The 15,576-nt window shown below is 37.0% G+C and carries 16 protein-coding genes and 1 other annotated feature; of the genes, 3 read left to right on the top strand and 13 right to left on the bottom strand.

The window, feature by feature from the left end; translation table 11 throughout:
- Positions 1-4: 4 nt before the first annotated feature.
- The 10 genes from hisG to ilvE form a co-directional block, all read right to left on the bottom strand.
- Complete coding sequence (hisG, locus tag PSR14_RS08110; protein ID WP_001244470.1) at positions 5-640, bottom strand: ATP phosphoribosyltransferase; 636 nt, start codon at positions 638-640, stop codon at positions 5-7.
- Positions 616-1,878 (bottom strand): ATP phosphoribosyltransferase regulatory subunit, encoded by a 1,263-nt coding sequence (gene hisZ, locus PSR14_RS08105; protein WP_048557198.1) that lies wholly within the window; start codon positions 1,876-1,878, stop codon positions 616-618. Before hisZ ends, hisG begins: the two co-directional genes overlap by 25 nt.
- Positions 1,879-2,188: 310 nt before the next feature.
- Positions 2,189-2,770 carry a 3-isopropylmalate dehydratase small subunit gene (gene leuD, locus PSR14_RS08100; RefSeq protein WP_073536434.1) on the bottom strand — a complete coding sequence of 194 codons (582 nt, stop codon included), beginning with the start codon at positions 2,768-2,770 and terminating at the stop codon, positions 2,189-2,191.
- Positions 2,748-4,142, bottom strand: a complete 1,395-nt coding sequence (gene leuC / locus PSR14_RS08095) for a 3-isopropylmalate dehydratase large subunit (RefSeq protein WP_073541083.1) — start codon at positions 4,140-4,142, stop codon at positions 2,748-2,750. Before leuC ends, leuD begins: the two co-directional genes overlap by 23 nt.
- Positions 4,142-5,206, bottom strand: a complete 1,065-nt coding sequence (leuB, locus tag PSR14_RS08090; protein WP_000415369.1) for a 3-isopropylmalate dehydrogenase — start codon at positions 5,204-5,206, stop codon at positions 4,142-4,144. Before leuB ends, leuC begins: the two co-directional genes overlap by 1 nt.
- 77 nt (positions 5,207-5,283) lie before the next feature.
- A complete protein-coding gene (gene leuA, locus PSR14_RS08085; protein WP_098487267.1) occupies positions 5,284-6,804 on the bottom strand; it encodes a 2-isopropylmalate synthase in 1,521 nt (506 codons plus the stop codon).
- A gap of 1 nt (position 6,805) precedes the next feature.
- Positions 6,806-7,816, bottom strand: coding sequence for a ketol-acid reductoisomerase (gene ilvC / locus PSR14_RS08080; protein ID WP_001151736.1), 1,011 nt, complete (start codon positions 7,814-7,816; stop codon positions 6,806-6,808).
- A gap of 26 nt (positions 7,817-7,842) precedes the next feature.
- The gene (gene ilvN / locus PSR14_RS08075) at positions 7,843-8,352 is read right to left on the bottom strand and encodes an acetolactate synthase small subunit (RefSeq protein ID WP_098487268.1); all 510 of its coding nucleotides are present in this window, start codon (positions 8,350-8,352) and stop codon (positions 7,843-7,845) included.
- Entirely contained in the window at positions 8,349-10,049 is a 1,701-nt protein-coding gene (gene ilvB, locus PSR14_RS08070; RefSeq protein WP_000095855.1) for an acetolactate synthase large subunit, read from the bottom strand. Before ilvB ends, ilvN begins: the two co-directional genes overlap by 4 nt.
- Before the next feature lie 72 nt (positions 10,050-10,121).
- Positions 10,122-10,350, bottom strand: a binding site (T-box leader).
- 16 nt (positions 10,351-10,366) lie between these two features.
- Positions 10,367-11,263 (bottom strand): branched-chain-amino-acid transaminase, encoded by an 897-nt coding sequence (ilvE, locus tag PSR14_RS08065; protein WP_001005497.1) that lies wholly within the window; start codon positions 11,261-11,263, stop codon positions 10,367-10,369.
- Positions 11,264-11,678: 415 nt separating this feature from the next.
- On the opposite strand from ilvE, the gene PSR14_RS08060 reads away from it, so the two are divergent.
- Both PSR14_RS08060 and PSR14_RS08055 read left to right on the top strand, forming a co-directional pair.
- Positions 11,679-11,918 carry a DUF3911 family protein gene (locus PSR14_RS08060; protein WP_000752508.1) on the top strand — a complete coding sequence of 80 codons (240 nt, stop codon included), beginning with the start codon at positions 11,679-11,681 and terminating at the stop codon, positions 11,916-11,918.
- A gap of 125 nt (positions 11,919-12,043) precedes the next feature.
- Positions 12,044-12,283 carry a YkuS family protein gene (locus PSR14_RS08055; RefSeq protein WP_001062580.1) on the top strand — a complete coding sequence of 80 codons (240 nt, stop codon included), beginning with the start codon at positions 12,044-12,046 and terminating at the stop codon, positions 12,281-12,283.
- Between the two features lie 362 nt (positions 12,284-12,645).
- On the opposite strand, the gene PSR14_RS08050 is transcribed toward PSR14_RS08055, so the two are convergent.
- Both PSR14_RS08050 and ytfJ read right to left on the bottom strand, forming a co-directional pair.
- Positions 12,646-12,735, bottom strand: a complete 90-nt coding sequence (locus PSR14_RS08050; protein WP_000608225.1) for a hypothetical protein — start codon at positions 12,733-12,735, stop codon at positions 12,646-12,648.
- A 114-nt stretch (positions 12,736-12,849) separates the two neighbouring features.
- The gene (gene ytfJ / locus PSR14_RS08045; protein WP_001997038.1) at positions 12,850-13,311 is read right to left on the bottom strand and encodes a GerW family sporulation protein; all 462 of its coding nucleotides are present in this window, start codon (positions 13,309-13,311) and stop codon (positions 12,850-12,852) included.
- Between the two features lie 112 nt (positions 13,312-13,423).
- Here ytfJ and PSR14_RS08040 point away from each other — a divergent pair, with 112 nt between their 5' ends.
- Entirely contained in the window at positions 13,424-13,816 is a 393-nt protein-coding gene (locus tag PSR14_RS08040) for an imidazole glycerol phosphate synthase (protein ID WP_001997037.1), read from the top strand.
- Between the two features lie 33 nt (positions 13,817-13,849).
- On the opposite strand, the gene PSR14_RS08035 is transcribed toward PSR14_RS08040, so the two are convergent.
- The gene (locus PSR14_RS08035) at positions 13,850-15,193 is read right to left on the bottom strand and encodes a TrkH family potassium uptake protein (RefSeq protein WP_000454130.1); all 1,344 of its coding nucleotides are present in this window, start codon (positions 15,191-15,193) and stop codon (positions 13,850-13,852) included.
- Positions 15,194-15,576 lie beyond the last annotated feature (383 nt).

The following is a 15,576-nucleotide window of genomic DNA, read 5'->3' as shown; positions in this document are numbered from 1 at the left end:
CCCCCTATTTTCCTGACAAAATTTCTTGCTCCATCATATTTATAATACTGAATATTTCGTCTTTTTTAGTTTTTAATGCAGCCTTATTTACAATCATTCGAGCAGATATAGAATACATTTCCTCAAATACAATGAGTCCATTTTCTTGTAATGTTTTTCCTGTTTCAACAATATCAACAATCGCATCTGCCAATCCAAGAATAGGAGCAATTTCTACAGAACCTTCTATTTTAATAATTTCTACATCCTCTCCTTTATCATGAAAATAGTTAGAAGTAATATGTGGATATTTCGTCGCAATGCATTTCTTCCGGTAGCTCTTCGGATTATAAGTAGGAATAGAAGCGACACAAAACTTACACACGCCTACTCCTAAATCTAACATTTCATAAATATCTTTCTCGTTTTCCATTAAAATATCTTTTCCAACGACTCCGATATCCGCTACTCCATGTTCTACATAAGTAGCAACATCTACTGCTTTCACTAAAATAAATGAGATATCCGTATTTTTACTTTGAAAGACAAGTTTTCTTCCTTTATTTTTGAGCTCTGAACAATCAATTCCAATCTGCTCAAAGAGCGGAATCACATGTTTTTCTAATCTCCCTTTCGTTAACGCAATTTGAATGTTACGCATGAAGTTTCTCCTTCTTTCTGGACGACCCATTTCTCTTTCCATACATATTCCACTAATGATTCGTTCTTTGCCTCAACGACCGTTACAATTTGATTTTTTCTAGCAAATTGAAAAGTATCATTTAAATTAGAGAATAAAGATAGCGCTACTTTTTTCCCGTCCTTTTGAAGTAAATTTCGTAATCGTTCCGCTTCTGCTAATCTATTTAACTCGTAATGAATCATAATATCTATTCTCTTTCGTTCATATGGCTCTTGCTGCTCTTGCAGCGCCTTTACAATTTGATTAACTTGCACCGCGAGTCCAACAGCCGGTAACATTTCTCCAAAATTTCCAATTAACTCATCATATCTTCCGCCACTAACAATTTCTTCCCCAATTTCATATATATACCCTTTGAAAATAACACCTGTATAATAGTCCAAATGTTGAATCATACCTAAATCAATGGATATGTACGATCCATAGCCTAGCTTGTCAATTGCTTCATATATTTCTTTCACTCTTGTAATGGCCATTTTCATTTCATTACTGGAGGCGAGTTTTTCTGCTTCCTCAATCACTTCTAAATTCCCAAATAACCTCGGTAATTTCTCCAGTAACTTTACTGTTTCATCACATCGATCTAATTTCTTATCTCTAATAAAATTGGATAAAGCGGCATAATTTTTACTTTCAATATATGTTCTAAGAACTTTCTCTTCTTCCTCATGAATGGAGAGCTTTTTGACAATACATTTATATAACTGTACTTGCCCAATCTCTATTGTAAAAGATTGCACCTTCAACTTTTGAAGTGATTGAATGACGCTTATAACACATTCAATTTCAGCTCTTACATTATCAATACCGATAATTTCAATACCACTTTGCACGATCTCATTATATTTTCCAGTAAGGGACTCATTCGCTCGAAATACATTTCCGCTATACGTCACTTTAAGTGGTGTATCACACCTCTGCGTTCCGATCACTCTCGCTAAAGGAATTGTCATATCTGGACGCAATACGATAATCCTTCCCTTTTCATCAAAAAATTTATACATCTTTTCTTCATCTATCGGCCTGCTTTGAAAGGCGAACACATCATAAAATTCAATTGTTGGTGTCCTTATTTCTTCATAACCTCTCTCTAAAAAAGTACGCCTTAATTTTTGCTCCACTTCTTCAATTAACGTACATTCTTCGAATAAATAATCTCTCGTTCCATTTGGATTTGCCCGTTTCCATTTTGTCATCGAAATTCTCACACCTTTCCCTTTCTAATGTATGCTTATTTCATGCACCTAAACCGAAAATAAAAAGAGCCTTGTAGATAAAATATACCTACAAGGCTCTTTAGTAGCGTGTAGGTACAACGGGAATAACCCTTGCACCTACACGTTTTCACGCTAGGTTCAAGGGCTTTATGTATGATGATGTAGTTGTGTAAGCATTTTAATAGATTGCATTGTTTTCATAATACTTACTCCCTTTCTCCTCTAATTTTTACATAGTATATAATACTTAATTCTGAATGTAAATACATTTTAAATATTCCGTTATCTTTTAATATACAGCTATCCTTCTTTCATACTCTTTTATTTCTTGTTCATATTGCATTGTAATACTAATTTCATCTAAACCATTTAATAATTTCTCTTTCCACATTTTCTCGATTGTAAAATGAAACCTGTGCGTACTTGTTGTAATTACTTCATTCTCTAAATCTACTTCTATTGGTTCTCTTGCATCCGTTTTGGCAAGCTTTTCTCGCATTTCTTTATCCATTACAATTGGTAACATACCGTTCTTCATACAATTCATATAAAAAATATCTGCAAACCCTCCCGCGATAATTACGCGGAAACCATAATCAGCAAGTGCCCACGGTGCGTGTTCTCTTGAAGAACCACATCCAAAATTATCACCTGTAATTAATATACTTGCTCCTTTTCTATCTGGTGCATTTAGTGGGAAATTAGGGTTTTCGTGTCGTTCATTATCATATCGCCACTCATCAAATAAAAACTTTCCAAACCCAGTTCTTTCAATTCTCTTTAAATATTGCTTCGGAATAATTTGATCCGTATCAATGTTATTATTCATAAGTACTGCGGCAGTACCTTTATGAATACGAAATGGCTCCATCATAACTCTCCTTTCTTGTATCAACAAAATGACCATATAACGCAGCTGCTGCCGCCATTGCTGGGCTAACTAAATGCGTTCGTGCTCCTTTTCCTTGTCTTCCTTCAAAATTACGATTTGAAGTTGAAGCGCAATGCTCTCCTTCAGGTACTTGATCTGGATTCATTCCAAGACACATGGAACATCCAGGTTCTCTCCATTCAAATCCTGCTTCTTCAAATATGTGATGTAGTCCTTTTTGCATCGCCGCGTCCCTTACTCTTTTCGATCCAGGTACAACGAGTGCTCGCACACCTTCTTTTACCTTTCTTCCTTTCACAACAGATGCAGCAATTTCTAAATCAGAGAGCCTGGAATTTGTACAAGATCCAATGAAAACATGCTGAACTGGAATATCATACGTACTTTGTCCAGGGCTTAATCCCATATAAGAAAATGCTCTTTCGTCATTTACATCATGTTTTTCTGGCAATTTCTCATCAATACGAACTCCCATACTCGGATTTGTTCCCCACGTAACGTATGGCGCTAAATCTGTAACATCTATCGAAATATGTAAATCATAAATTGCATCTGCATCTGTATACAGTTCAAACCATTTCTTCTCGAAAGTTTCATAGTCTCTCGGTGCATATTTACGTCCTTTTACATAAGCAACTGTTTTTTCATCCGGCGCGATAATACCCGCTTTTGCTCCTCCTTCAATCGCCATATTACAAAGCGTCATTCTCTCTTCCATCTCCATAGCCTGAATCGTCTCTCCGTAAAATTCCATTACGTATCCAGTTCCAACTGCTACACCGTACTTTGAAAGGAGATGCAAAATAATATCTTTTGCGTAAACGCCTTTCTGTAATTTTCCTTTTAACTCAATTCCCATCGCTTTCGGTTTTCTTTGCCATAACGTTTGCGTTGCCAATACATGTTCCACTTCACTCGTACCAATACCAAATGCTAGCGCGCCAAACGCACCGTGCGTTGCTGTATGACTATCACCACAAACAATTGTTTTTCCTGGCTGCGTGAGCCCAAGTTCTGGTCCGATAACATGAACGATCCCTTGCTCTTCATCTCCGATATCTGCTAACGGCACCTGAAATTGTTTACAATTTTCCCGAAGTGTATCTAATTGCTGCTTCGCAATGCGATCGGTAATATTCCAAACATCTTTCGTTGGAATATTATGATCCATCGTTGCGAATGTTAAATCTGGTCTGCGTACCGTTCGATTTGTAAGCCGCAAGCCTTCAAAGGCTTGCGGTGACGTTACTTCATGAACAAGGTGCAGATCGATATATAATAAATCTAATCCATTTTCATTTGTCGCAACTACGTGTCTTTCCCAAAGTTTATCTAGCAACCTTTTCCCCATTATCTTCCTCTCCCTACTAGCGCTTGCTCTTCCATTTCTTGCATTACTGCCTTCGTAAATGAAGTTGTCGTTTCAGTCCCCCCGATATCTGCTGTACATTTTCCTAATTTAAGGACTGCTGAAATCGCTTCTTCAATTGCACACCCTTCTCTCGTTAATCCGAACGATTGTCCAAGCATCATGGCAACAGAGCGCATCATCGCAATTGGATTCGCCTTATTTTTCCCGGCAATATCCGGTGCCGATCCGTGAATAGGCTCGTATAATGAAGGACCCTTTTCCGCGTGACTTGCTGACGGAAGCATTCCTAATGATCCAGCTAATACGGAAGCTTCGTCACTTAAAATATCCCCAAATAAATTTTCTGTTACAATTACATCAAACCGTCCTGGATTCCGAATTAACTCCATAGCAGCTGCATCTACTAAAATATGTTCTAGTTCAACATCTGGATAACGAAGTGCTACTTCTTCTGTTACAGTTCTCCATAGTTTACTAGATTCTAAAACATTCGCCTTATCAATAGATGTTACTTTTTTCTTCCGTTTACTCGCTAATTGAAAAGCATAAGAAACGATACGTTCAATTTCATGGCGATGATACGTAAGTGTATCCGTTGCTACTTCGTCGGTTCGTTCTTTCGGATAAGAAAAATAAATCCCACCTGTTAATTCACGAACGACAACGAAATCAATTTCATCAGCCTTTTTTAATGGCGATAAATGTGCCGTTGCACTTTCTACCGTTACAGGGCGAACGTTCGCAAATACACCGAGCCCTTTTCTTAAAGCTAATAATCCTTTCTCTGGTCTTTCTTTCGCACTATCCCACCTTGGTCCACCAACTGCTCCTAGTAAAACCGCATCACTTGCTAAACAAGCGGCAAGCGTTCGTTGTGGTAATGGTTGCCCATTTAAATCGATAGCACTCCCGCCGAAGTACTCATCTTGCAAATGAAAATGATGACCATATAACCTTTCTACCATATGCAATACTTCCTTCGCACTTTCCATAACTTCCGGTCCAACCCCATCACCAGCTAAACAAACGATACGTTTTTCCAATTTCAACACTCCTTTTAACTGAATTTTCAGAACTTTAATTCGATAGGTGAGAATAGCCCCTCTCACCTATCAAACACTTATTTCACCAGCTGGATAAAAGATTTCAATTTCCCCGCTGCGTGGACATATGCTCTCGCCGACGCTTCCAATACGTCTTGCGCAACACCAAAACCTGATACTTGATGTGTTCCTTCTTTTAATTCAACATGAACATGAGCCAGTGCATCTTGACCTTGTGTAATAGATTGTATGCGATAATCCGCCAATTCACATTCTAATCCTAAAATTCTTTGGATTGCATTATAAATTGCTTCAATACTACCAGAGCCAGTAGCTGCATCTTCGAATACATTTTCTTCCTCATCTTTTAGTACAACTGTCGCACATTGTGTACTATTTGATACGAAATGTACTTGCAGTTGCGTAATATTAAATTGCTGAGCCGCAAATGCTGCTTCACCAAGCATAAGTGCTCGTAAATCTTCCTCCGTAATTTCCTTCTTACGATCAGCTAATTTTTTAAACGCTTCAAACACTGCATCTCGTTCTTCCGTTGTAAATTCATAGCCAAGCTCTTTCATTTTTTCTGTAAACGCGTGACGTCCAGAATGTTTTCCAAGTACAAATAGATTTTGAGATTCGCCTACTAGCGCTGGTTCAATAATTTCATATGTTGTCACTTCTTTTAATACACCATCTTGATGAATGCCTGATTCATGAGCGAATGCATTTGCTCCAACAATCGCTTTATTTTTCGGTACAACCATACCTGTTAATCTGCTTACTAATGTACTTGTCGCTTTAATTTCTTTTAGCGTCATAGAAGGCTCTGCTTTATAGAAATCTTTTCTAATATGAAGAGCAACTGCAACCTCTTCTAACGCCGCATTCCCTGCTCTCTCTCCAATTCCATTAATTGTTCCTTCTACTTGCAATGCTCCCCCTTCAACTGCAGCTAACGAATTTGCTACAGCCATTCCAAGGTCATCGTGACAATGACAAGAGAAAATTGCTTTTTCATATGAAGGAACGGATTCTTGTAAGTACTTAAAAAGAGAATAATATTCTTCTGGATTCGTATATCCAACTGTATCTGGAATGTTAATTACATTGGCTCCTGCACGAATCGCAACTTCTACTGCCTCAGCTAAAAAATCTCTTGCTGTTCTTGTCGCATCTTCTGCAGAAAATTGTACTGTTGGAAATAATGATTTTCCAAGTGTAACAGAACGATGAATACTATCTAACACATCCTCTTTTGACATACAAAGTTTATATTTCATATGAATATCACTCGTAGCTAAAAATACGTGTAAACGAGGAGATACCGCACCTTTCACAGCTTCATATGCTCTTCGAATATCGCTTTCTTTCGCTCTAGCTAAACTCATAACTGTAGCATTTTGAATTGTATTCGCGATACGTTTTACCGATTGAAAATCCCCTTCGGAAGCTGCTGCAAAGCCAGCTTCCATAACATGAATCCCTAGTCTTTCTAATTGCCTTGCAATTTGCAATTTCTCTTGTTCATTTAAATTCACTCCTGGTGATTGTTCGCCATCACGTAGCGTCGTATCCATGAACAAAATCTGCTTCATATTATTTCATCCCTACCTTTACTCGCGGCTGTACGAAAGGCATCATTTCACGTAATTTACGTCCAACTACTTCGATTTCGTGTTCATTCTCTTTCTCATTTGTCGCATGGAAATTCGGTCTTCCTGCTTTATGCTCTGCAATCCAACCTCTTGCAAATGTACCATCTTGAATTTCTGCTAGCACTGTACCCATCGCTTTCTTCGTATCTTCCGTTACAACGCGTGGCCCTGATACGAAGTCGCCCCACTGCGCTGTATCTGAAACTGAATATCTCATATTTTCAAGTCCACCTTCATACATAAGGTCAACAATAAGTTTCAGTTCATGTAAACATTCAAAATATGCAAGTTCCGGCTGATATCCGGCATCAACTAACGTTTCAAATCCAGCTTTCACCAGCGCAGTTACTCCGCCGCAAAGTACAGCTTGCTCTCCAAATAAATCTGTTTCCGTTTCTTCTTTAAATGTCGTTTCTAATACACCAGCTCTCGTCGCTCCAATTCCATCAGCATAAGAAAGTGCCTTTTCAGTCGCAACTCCTGTTGCATCTTGGTATACTGCAAATAATGCAGGAACAGCTCCGCCTTCAACAAATGTACGGCGTACAAGATGTCCTGGACCTTTTGGCGCTACTAGAAATACATCTACATTCGCTGGTGGTTTCACTTGATCAAAGTGAACATTAAATCCGTGTGCAAAAACGAGAGAATTTCCTGCCTGTAAATTTGGCGCAATTTCCGCTTCATATACTTCTGGTTGCAGTTCATCTGGCAGCAAAATCATTACTACATCAGCCTGCTTTGCTGCTTCTGCTACTGTATATACAGAAAATCCATCTTCTTTCGCTTTATCCCAAGACTTACCTTTTCTTAAACCTACTACTACATCAAATCCGTTATCACGTAAATTTTGCGCATGCGCATGACCTTGCGAGCCATATCCAATGATTGCTACTTTCTTTTCCTTTAATACATTTACCGTTACATCTTTTTCATAATAAACTTTTGCCATTTTCATTTCCCCCTATATTTAAATGATTATTGAATTAACATTACTTGCTTATCTTGCTTTTTCATACTACGCGTAAAGGCTGTTACACCTGTTCTTGCAATTTCTTTCAAACCGTATGGACGAAGTAATTCAATTAATGCTTCTACTTTTTCCTGCGTACCTGTTACTTGCACAACTATGGAATCCTTCCCAACATCTATTACAGCGGCTCGAAACGGTTCAATTAAACTGTATAATTCTGCTCTTGCTACTGATGTTGCTACTTTAATAAGTGTGAGTTCTCTTGCAATCATCGCTTCTTCTGTAATATCTGATACTTTCAAAACATCAATTTGCTTATGAAGTTGTTTAATTAACTGCTCAACTTGCTGTTCATTTTCAACGTGTACAACAATCGTCATCCGCGATATGTCCGATGATTCCGTATGACCTACTGAAATACTTTCAATATTAAAATGTCTTCGTGTCATAACACCTGTAATTCGGTTTAACACACCACTTTGATTTCGAACTGTTGCTGTAACAATTCTCTTCACCTTTTTTCCACTCCCTCCATTTGGTGAACACCTTTCCCTGGCGCAACCATCGGCATTACCTTTTCTGATTGAAGTACACGGCAATCAATTACAACTGGCTCTTGTAATTGAATTGCATGCTGCAATTGTTTCTTCGCAAGAAGTGGATCATCTATGCGAACCCCTTTTATGCCATACGCATTCGCAAGAGCAACGAAATCTGGTTGACACGATAGTAAAGAGTGCGAATATCTTTTGTTATAAAATTCATCTTGCCATTGTCTTACCATTCCTAAAGCTTCATTATTTAAAATAAATACTTTAACAGGTAAAGAGTGTTCTTTTAACACACTTAATTCTTGCAGAGTCATTTGAAATCCAGCGTCACCAACAATTGCAATAACTAATTCATCAGGCTTTGCAATTTGGGCACCAATTGCTGCTGGAAATCCGAAGCCCATCGTTCCTAGTCCTCCTGAAGTTACCCATTTATCTGGAGTTTTCAGCGGATAATATTGGGCTGCCCACATTTGATGTTGCCCCACATCTGTTGTTACAATCGCTTCTCCCTTCGTAATTTCATATAACATATCAATTGCATATTGAGGCTTAATACTTTCAGAATTTCGTTTATAAGAGAATGGATACTTTTCTTTTCTATTCTTTAATAAAGAGATCCACTCATGATGATTTTCTTTCCTTCCTTCTGGTTGAAGTAATACTTGGAGCGCTTGCTTAGCACTTGCAACAATAGGAATTTCAGTCGGTACATTTTTTCCGATTTCTGCTGGATCAATATCGATATGCGCGACAGTCGCCTCTTTCGCAAAATAAGCTAAATTTCCAGTAAGACGATCATCGAATCTAGCGCCTATATTAATGAGTAAGTCGCATTCATATAACGCCATATTAGCTGTGTAAGAACCATGCATTCCTCCCATCCCTAGAAATAGTTCATCATCTGGTGGAAACCCACCGAGACCAAGTAATGTATGCACAACAGGAATTTCATATTTACGAGCAAAACTTGTTAATTCTTTCGAAGCTTTCGCATGCAATACACCTGCTCCAGCTAAAATTAATGGCTTGTTTGCAACCTGAATTGCTTGTAATAATTTGTTTATTTGCAGTAGATTCGGTTCATAATTAGGGTTGTATCCTGGTAAATCCATTTGCACATCACTACATCGTTCGCCTTGCTCTACTACCATATCTTTCGGAAGATCAATAACGACTGGGCCTGGTCTTCCTGTTCTAGCAATATGAAATGCCTCTTTAATAATTCGAGGTAAATCGGAAGCCTTTCGCACTTGATAGTTATGTTTTGTCACTGGCATCGTAAGCCCCATAATATCCGCTTCTTGGAAAGCATCACTTCCAATTAACGTTGTTGCTACTTGCCCTGTAAATACAACAAGTGGCAATGAATCAATCATCGCATCTGCTAGACCAGTAATCACATTTGTAGCACCTGGTCCACTCGTTGCAATGACAACCCCTGGATTGCCAGTAATTCTGGCATACCCTTCAGCAGCGTGAATAGCACCTTGTTCATGCCTTGTTAAAATATGCGGAATTTCACAGTCATAGAGTGCATCATAAAGAGGTAAAACAGCACCACCAGGATAACCGAAAATCACTTCTACTCCTTCCTTTTCTAGCGCTTCTAACAATAGCTGTGCACCAGTTGCCAGTTTCTCTTCCGTTTTTGAAGACATTGTTCTTATAAGCCCCCTTTTAAAAACTTTTATCAATAAAAAAAATCCTACGTCCACACTCCAGCTATGTGCTGAAGGGACGAAAGATTTCGCGGTACCACCCTTCTTTGCAAGAATACTCTTGCCTCAGTGACCCATAAAATGAGTCTAGCTAATAACGGAGCTACCGTCTAAGCCTAGACAAATGCTTCAGCTTAGCACTCAAGGGCGATGTTCGTCGACGTGAACCATCGGTTTCCAGCAACCACCGACTCTCTGTGAGGCTTCACAATCAACTACTCCTCCCTATCAACGCTTTCTTATGTTATAAAAAGTTGTTATCCAACTTTATTTTCTTCGTAAATTTTCTCTCCATCTTCTATAACTAACTTTCGGAATTCTTCTAATAAACGATTCGTATGTGGACCCGTTTGCCCTAAACCAATCGTTCTACCATCTACTGTCGTAACAGCAATTACTTCCGCTGCTGTTCCTGTTAAAAATACTTCATCAGCTACATATACGTCATGTCTTGTAAATAACTCTTCTCTAACGTCATATCCAAGTTTTTCACCAATTTCTAAAATAGCATTTCGTGTAATGCCTTCTAACGCTCCAGCAGAACTTGGTGGTGTAATTAATTTATTTCCTTTTACAATAAATACGTTATCCCCTGAGCCTTCAGCTACGTATCCTTGATCATTTAACATAAGCGCTTCTTGTACTCCAGCCAATTTCGCTTCGATGCGAACTAAAATATTGTTTAAGTAATTTAAAGATTTTACTTGAGGCGACAATACATCTGGACGGTTTCGGCGCGTTGCAACTGTTACAACTGGAATCCCTTTTTCATAATATTCTTGTGGGAATAAAGATAGTTGCTCTGCAATTACTACTACATTCGGTTTTTTACAAGAATCAGGATCTAACCCAAGATTTCCTGCTCCTCTCGATACAACTAGGCGAATGTATCCATTAGATAATTTATTTTGTCGAATCGTCTCAACAACAATATTCGTTACTTCATCTAAAGAATATGGAATTTCTAACATGATGGATTTTGCTGATTCATATAACCGGACAAGATGCTCTCTCAAACGGAAAACATTACCGCTATAAACTCTAATTCCTTCAAATACTCCATCTCCATATAAATAACCATGATCATATACTGATACTTTTGCCTCGTCTTTTGGAACAAATTCTCCATTTAAGAAAATCCATTGCTCGTTCACTGGAAAGCGCCTCCTATGTTCTATGAATTTTTTATTGTTTCCTAGTTTACTCTCCTTTCTAAATAAATCAAGTGAATTTTTAGAAAATTTATAATTTTTATTCGTACGTACATCTTTAATTATATTGATTTAACAACATTGTTAACGTTTACAAAAAGTCGAAAAAATTTTTTCGTCAATTTCCATTAAAAAAATATTTGTTTAAAAGAAGGATTTTCGCCAATTGATACGAATCTATTGTATTCAATAAACGGACGTCCGTTTTTATAAATTCGGGAATATACAACGACTTTTGCTGAAAAAGGGGGAAAATAATAAAAATAACGCTGTCTAAAAATAACATTCATATTTTTCATTTCGGAATCATAATCCTATTTTTAAAAAACAATTTGTCAAAATGAAGGAGGAAATCAATATGGCGTGTGTACAAATTAAAGGAACGAGACAAGAGGTAGTAGAGATGCTTCAACTATTTGATCTAATGGATACGAAAGGTTTTTGTAAATTTGATAATTATGTAGAGGTAGAACCAAATAATAAAGAATATAACAATTTCATTGCTTCAATCGACATTCATTCAAATACTTCTTCCGCCCAAGATACTCTAAACGATCAATTCGTAAGTCAAATGCTTACTGGTGTATATAACGACTAAATAAAGTCGTACTTTAATCAGGCTACCCGTAAATAAAAGATAAATATATGCTTCCTACCGTCTTTATATAAATATATACGATGAACTTGAGCATACTAACAACTAGATGGTAGGAGGTGAGAATTATGGCTAAAATTGGTGTTGAAAATTCGTTAACAGATGTCCAACAAGCTCTTCAGCAACAGGGGCATGAAGTCATTACAATTAACTCGGAACATGACGCACAAGGATGCGACTGTTGCGTTGTAACTGGGCAAGATTCTAATATGATGGGTATTGCAGATACATCAATAAAAGGATCGGTAATTAACGCCCACGGTTTAACAACAGATGAAATTTGCCAGCAAGTTGAGAGCCGCATTTAAATTCAATACAAAAAAGAAAGAGGACTCCTTTTGAAAAGGAGTCCTCTTTTTTATATTCACCTAACGGGAAAGTAACATATACTGGATGAAAGCCCTACCTCTCTCTCATCATTACGGTTCCACTGACCGCTCCTTGATTCACTAGTATACCTATAAAGCCTATAATTATAATTTATAGGGTTTGTTCACAAAAGTTGTTGGTAAAACTACCCGATCTTTCGCAAACTTTTCGTATTATATTTATAAGATTTATTTACTTTACACTAGCTGTAACCGAGACACGAATTAAAATTTTAACATCAATATAGCAACTTGTCAACATTTTTCACAAATTTAAAACAGACAATAACGGTTTGTCTGTTTTAGAATGGAGCTTTTTCTTTTATTACATATACAACAAAACCGCTTACTAACATACATAAGCCAACTACTAAGTTTTTGATATTAATCATAAATTCCTCTCCCTTATTCCACACATCATATATATTTACAGTTCAATTATTCCGATCATCCTAAAGCGCACTTTTTCTAATATATCATAATTCCTAAAAAATGCAAGTTCACCTTTAGCGACCATTTACAAATTTATCTACAGTGCTTGGTACGGTATTTAAAGCTTTTTCAATTAAATGTGTACTACTATTGAGATGCAATACTTGCACACCGTTAGAACCAACTACTAAAAAAGCAACTGGGCTAATAGAAACCCCAGCCCCGCTTCCGCCTCCAAATGGATGACTTTGCTTATTCTCTTTATGCTGCCCTTGTCCATTATTATGTTTTTCGGAAATAAATTCACCTTTAAAGTCACTTCCTCCAGCTCCAAAACCAAAGGCTACTTGAGATACTGTTAATACTACATTTCCGTCAGCTGTTGAAACTGGACTTCCAACAATCGTATTTACATCTACCATCTCTTTTAAATTTGTCATTGCTGTTTTCATTAAATTTTCAATTGGATGTTCCATTATGTATTGCACCCTTTCCTCATTATTCTTTTTTATACTTTCCAAAATAGAGGAAGTCATACTAACTTTTCCTATTTCAAAAAAACAATCTTCACCTTTTAAATGGATATTACTCCCTGTACATACTCGGATAAAAAGGAAAAAGAGATACATACTACTATTGAACCTTGTTATGAAAGGAGTCATGACTTTGACTGAGAAATTTGATGAGTATAAAAAAAGAGATAGAATAGATAGTGATTATAGTGACTATAAAGAAGAATATGCAGCTGAGGTTGCACCACAGCGCATTGATTATGATTACGATGAGAAGGAACATAAAGATGATGTAAGATCGTCCGCTGCTGGATCAACGGCTGGCTTTATCGCTCTTGCCTTATCTATCTTATCACTTTTCACCTTCCCAACATTATTCGGTCTTGTTTCTGTATTACTAGGTATTTACGCTTATAACCGCGGAGCTACTGTAACTGGTGGTATCGCTGCGATTGTCGGTGGAATTGCAGCACTCATTGCAATTTTATTCCGAGTAGCGCTTATCGGCTTATTGTTCTCCCTCTTTTAAAAAGAAAAAGGTATCTCGCTTATGCGGGATACCTTATCCTGTAAATACATCTTCTGACGGATATTTAATTTTTTGTTTTGCTGGTCGCGCTAAAGAAAATACAAGTGTTAACGGTCCGATTAATCCACAAAACATAACAAACATAATCATACATTTTCCAAACGCTGATAACTTTGCAGTAATTCCCATCGTTAATCCTACTGTTCCAAACGCTGAAATTGTTTCAAATAGTAACTGAATAAAACTGAAGTCTTCTGTAAGCATTAACATAAATACTGCTGCAAAAATAAGGATTTGACTAGCAACGGCAATTGCTAATGCTCTCGTTACTGTCGACATTTTAATTGTGCGCTGAAATAATACGATTTCCTCTTTCTTTCTAAAGAAAGAAAGAACAGATGTAACTAAAATAACAAACGTTGTTAATTTAATCCCTCCACCTGTTGATACACTTCCTGCACCAATAAACATTAAAACCATCGTAAATAATATAGATGATTCTTCCATTCCCCCGTAGTCAACTGTATTAAATCCAGCCGTACGAGGAGTAATCCCTTGGAAAAAAGAAGCCCATAACTTTTCATTTAACGGTAAATTCCCTAACGTCTTTACATTATTATATTCCAATACAAAAATCACAATCATCGCTATCACATTTAGCGCTACCGTTCCAATAATCATGATTTTGGAATGAAGCGATAGTTTTCGAAAACTCCGGCTATACCATATATCAATTAGTACGGTAAATCCGAGACCGCCTATTACGATTAAAGAGCAAATCCCAATATTAATAATCGGATCGCCTACATACCTTGTTAAATTATCCGGCCATAGAGCAAATCCAGCATTATTATAAGATGCGATCACGTGAAAAATACTATAGTATACACCTTTTCCAAAGCCAAACTCTGGAATAAAACGAAATGATAAAAAGATGACTCCAATAAACTCAATACAAATTGAAAATATAAAGACACGTTTTACTAATTTTACAAGACCACCTATATTTGTCTGATTAAATGCCTCTCCAATTAATAAGCGATGACGTAATCCGATTTTTTTACCTAATACCCAAACAATTAAAATGGCAATTGTCATAAGACCTAGACCGCCTGTTTGAATTAAAAACATAATTACAATTTCGCCGAACATTGTAAACGTACTTGCAGTATCTACTACTCCCAATCCCGTTACAGTCGCTGCTGACGTTGCGGTAAAGAAAGCATCTACCCAACTAATATGTACTTTCGTTGCGAATGGTAACTTTAATAACAAACCGCCAACCACAATTAAGCAGAAAAAACCTAATGCTAATATTTGTGGTGGATTTAATCGTATAAAACGATTATACAGCCTTTGTCTTTTTGTTACTTCCATATTCACTAACTCCCTTTTTGCCCCTCATAACTAAAGGCTTATAAAAAACCTTAAATAGCAGGATAAACCTTATATTCTTATAATATAGTTGAGCATAATCCTTTTTTTCATAGTTTTCAACTTTTATTTATACTCGAACTTCACTTCATTTTATGACAAGACTCTTTCTATTATATTTATCCTTACTCTACAACTCTCGCAACAATCATTTTATATGTATCATTTCTTAAATCCTCATACCTTTCACTCTATGTTCACATAGGGGTCACATCTATCTTTTATAGTATATGTATCGGAGCTGTTCCTCCCTAATTTATAAGACATTCCCCAGTGTCTTTGAACAGCTTTCCATCCCTAATTAAATTGACATAAATTGTCCCCTT

The sequence above is a fragment of the Bacillus sp. A01H genome (genome assembly GCF_045277205.1).
GTDB classification, from domain to species: domain Bacteria; phylum Bacillota; class Bacilli; order Bacillales; family Bacillaceae_G; genus Bacillus_A; species Bacillus_A paranthracis.
This window is presented reverse-complemented; position numbering and strand designations above follow the sequence as displayed.

Coding starts and splice junctions, on each gene's coding strand:
- hisG (WP_001244470.1), bottom strand. CDS start 640: ATGCGTAACATTCAAATTGCGTTAACGAAAGGGAGATTAGAAAAACAT.
- hisZ (WP_048557198.1), bottom strand. CDS start 1,878: ATGACAAAATGGAAACGGGCAAATCCAAATGGAACGAGAGATTATTTA.
- leuD (WP_073536434.1), bottom strand. CDS start 2,770: ATGGAGCCATTTCGTATTCATAAAGGTACTGCCGCAGTACTTATGAAT.
- leuC (WP_073541083.1), bottom strand. CDS start 4,142: ATGGGGAAAAGGTTGCTAGATAAACTTTGGGAAAGACACGTAGTTGCG.
- leuA (WP_098487267.1), bottom strand. CDS start 6,804: ATGAAGCAGATTTTGTTCATGGATACGACGCTACGTGATGGCGAACAA.
- ilvC (WP_001151736.1), bottom strand. CDS start 7,816: ATGGCAAAAGTTTATTATGAAAAAGATGTAACGGTAAATGTATTAAAG.
- ilvB (WP_000095855.1), bottom strand. CDS start 10,049: ATGTCTTCAAAAACGGAAGAGAAACTGGCAACTGGTGCACAGCTATTG.
- PSR14_RS08060 (WP_000752508.1), top strand. CDS start 11,679: ATGGCGTGTGTACAAATTAAAGGAACGAGACAAGAGGTAGTAGAGATG.
- PSR14_RS08055 (WP_001062580.1), top strand. CDS start 12,044: ATGGCTAAAATTGGTGTTGAAAATTCGTTAACAGATGTCCAACAAGCT.
- PSR14_RS08050 (WP_000608225.1), bottom strand. CDS start 12,735: ATGATTAATATCAAAAACTTAGTAGTTGGCTTATGTATGTTAGTAAGC.
- ytfJ (WP_001997038.1), bottom strand. CDS start 13,311: ATGACTTCCTCTATTTTGGAAAGTATAAAAAAGAATAATGAGGAAAGG.
- PSR14_RS08040 (WP_001997037.1), top strand. CDS start 13,424: ATGAAAGGAGTCATGACTTTGACTGAGAAATTTGATGAGTATAAAAAA.
- PSR14_RS08035 (WP_000454130.1), bottom strand. CDS start 15,193: ATGGAAGTAACAAAAAGACAAAGGCTGTATAATCGTTTTATACGATTA.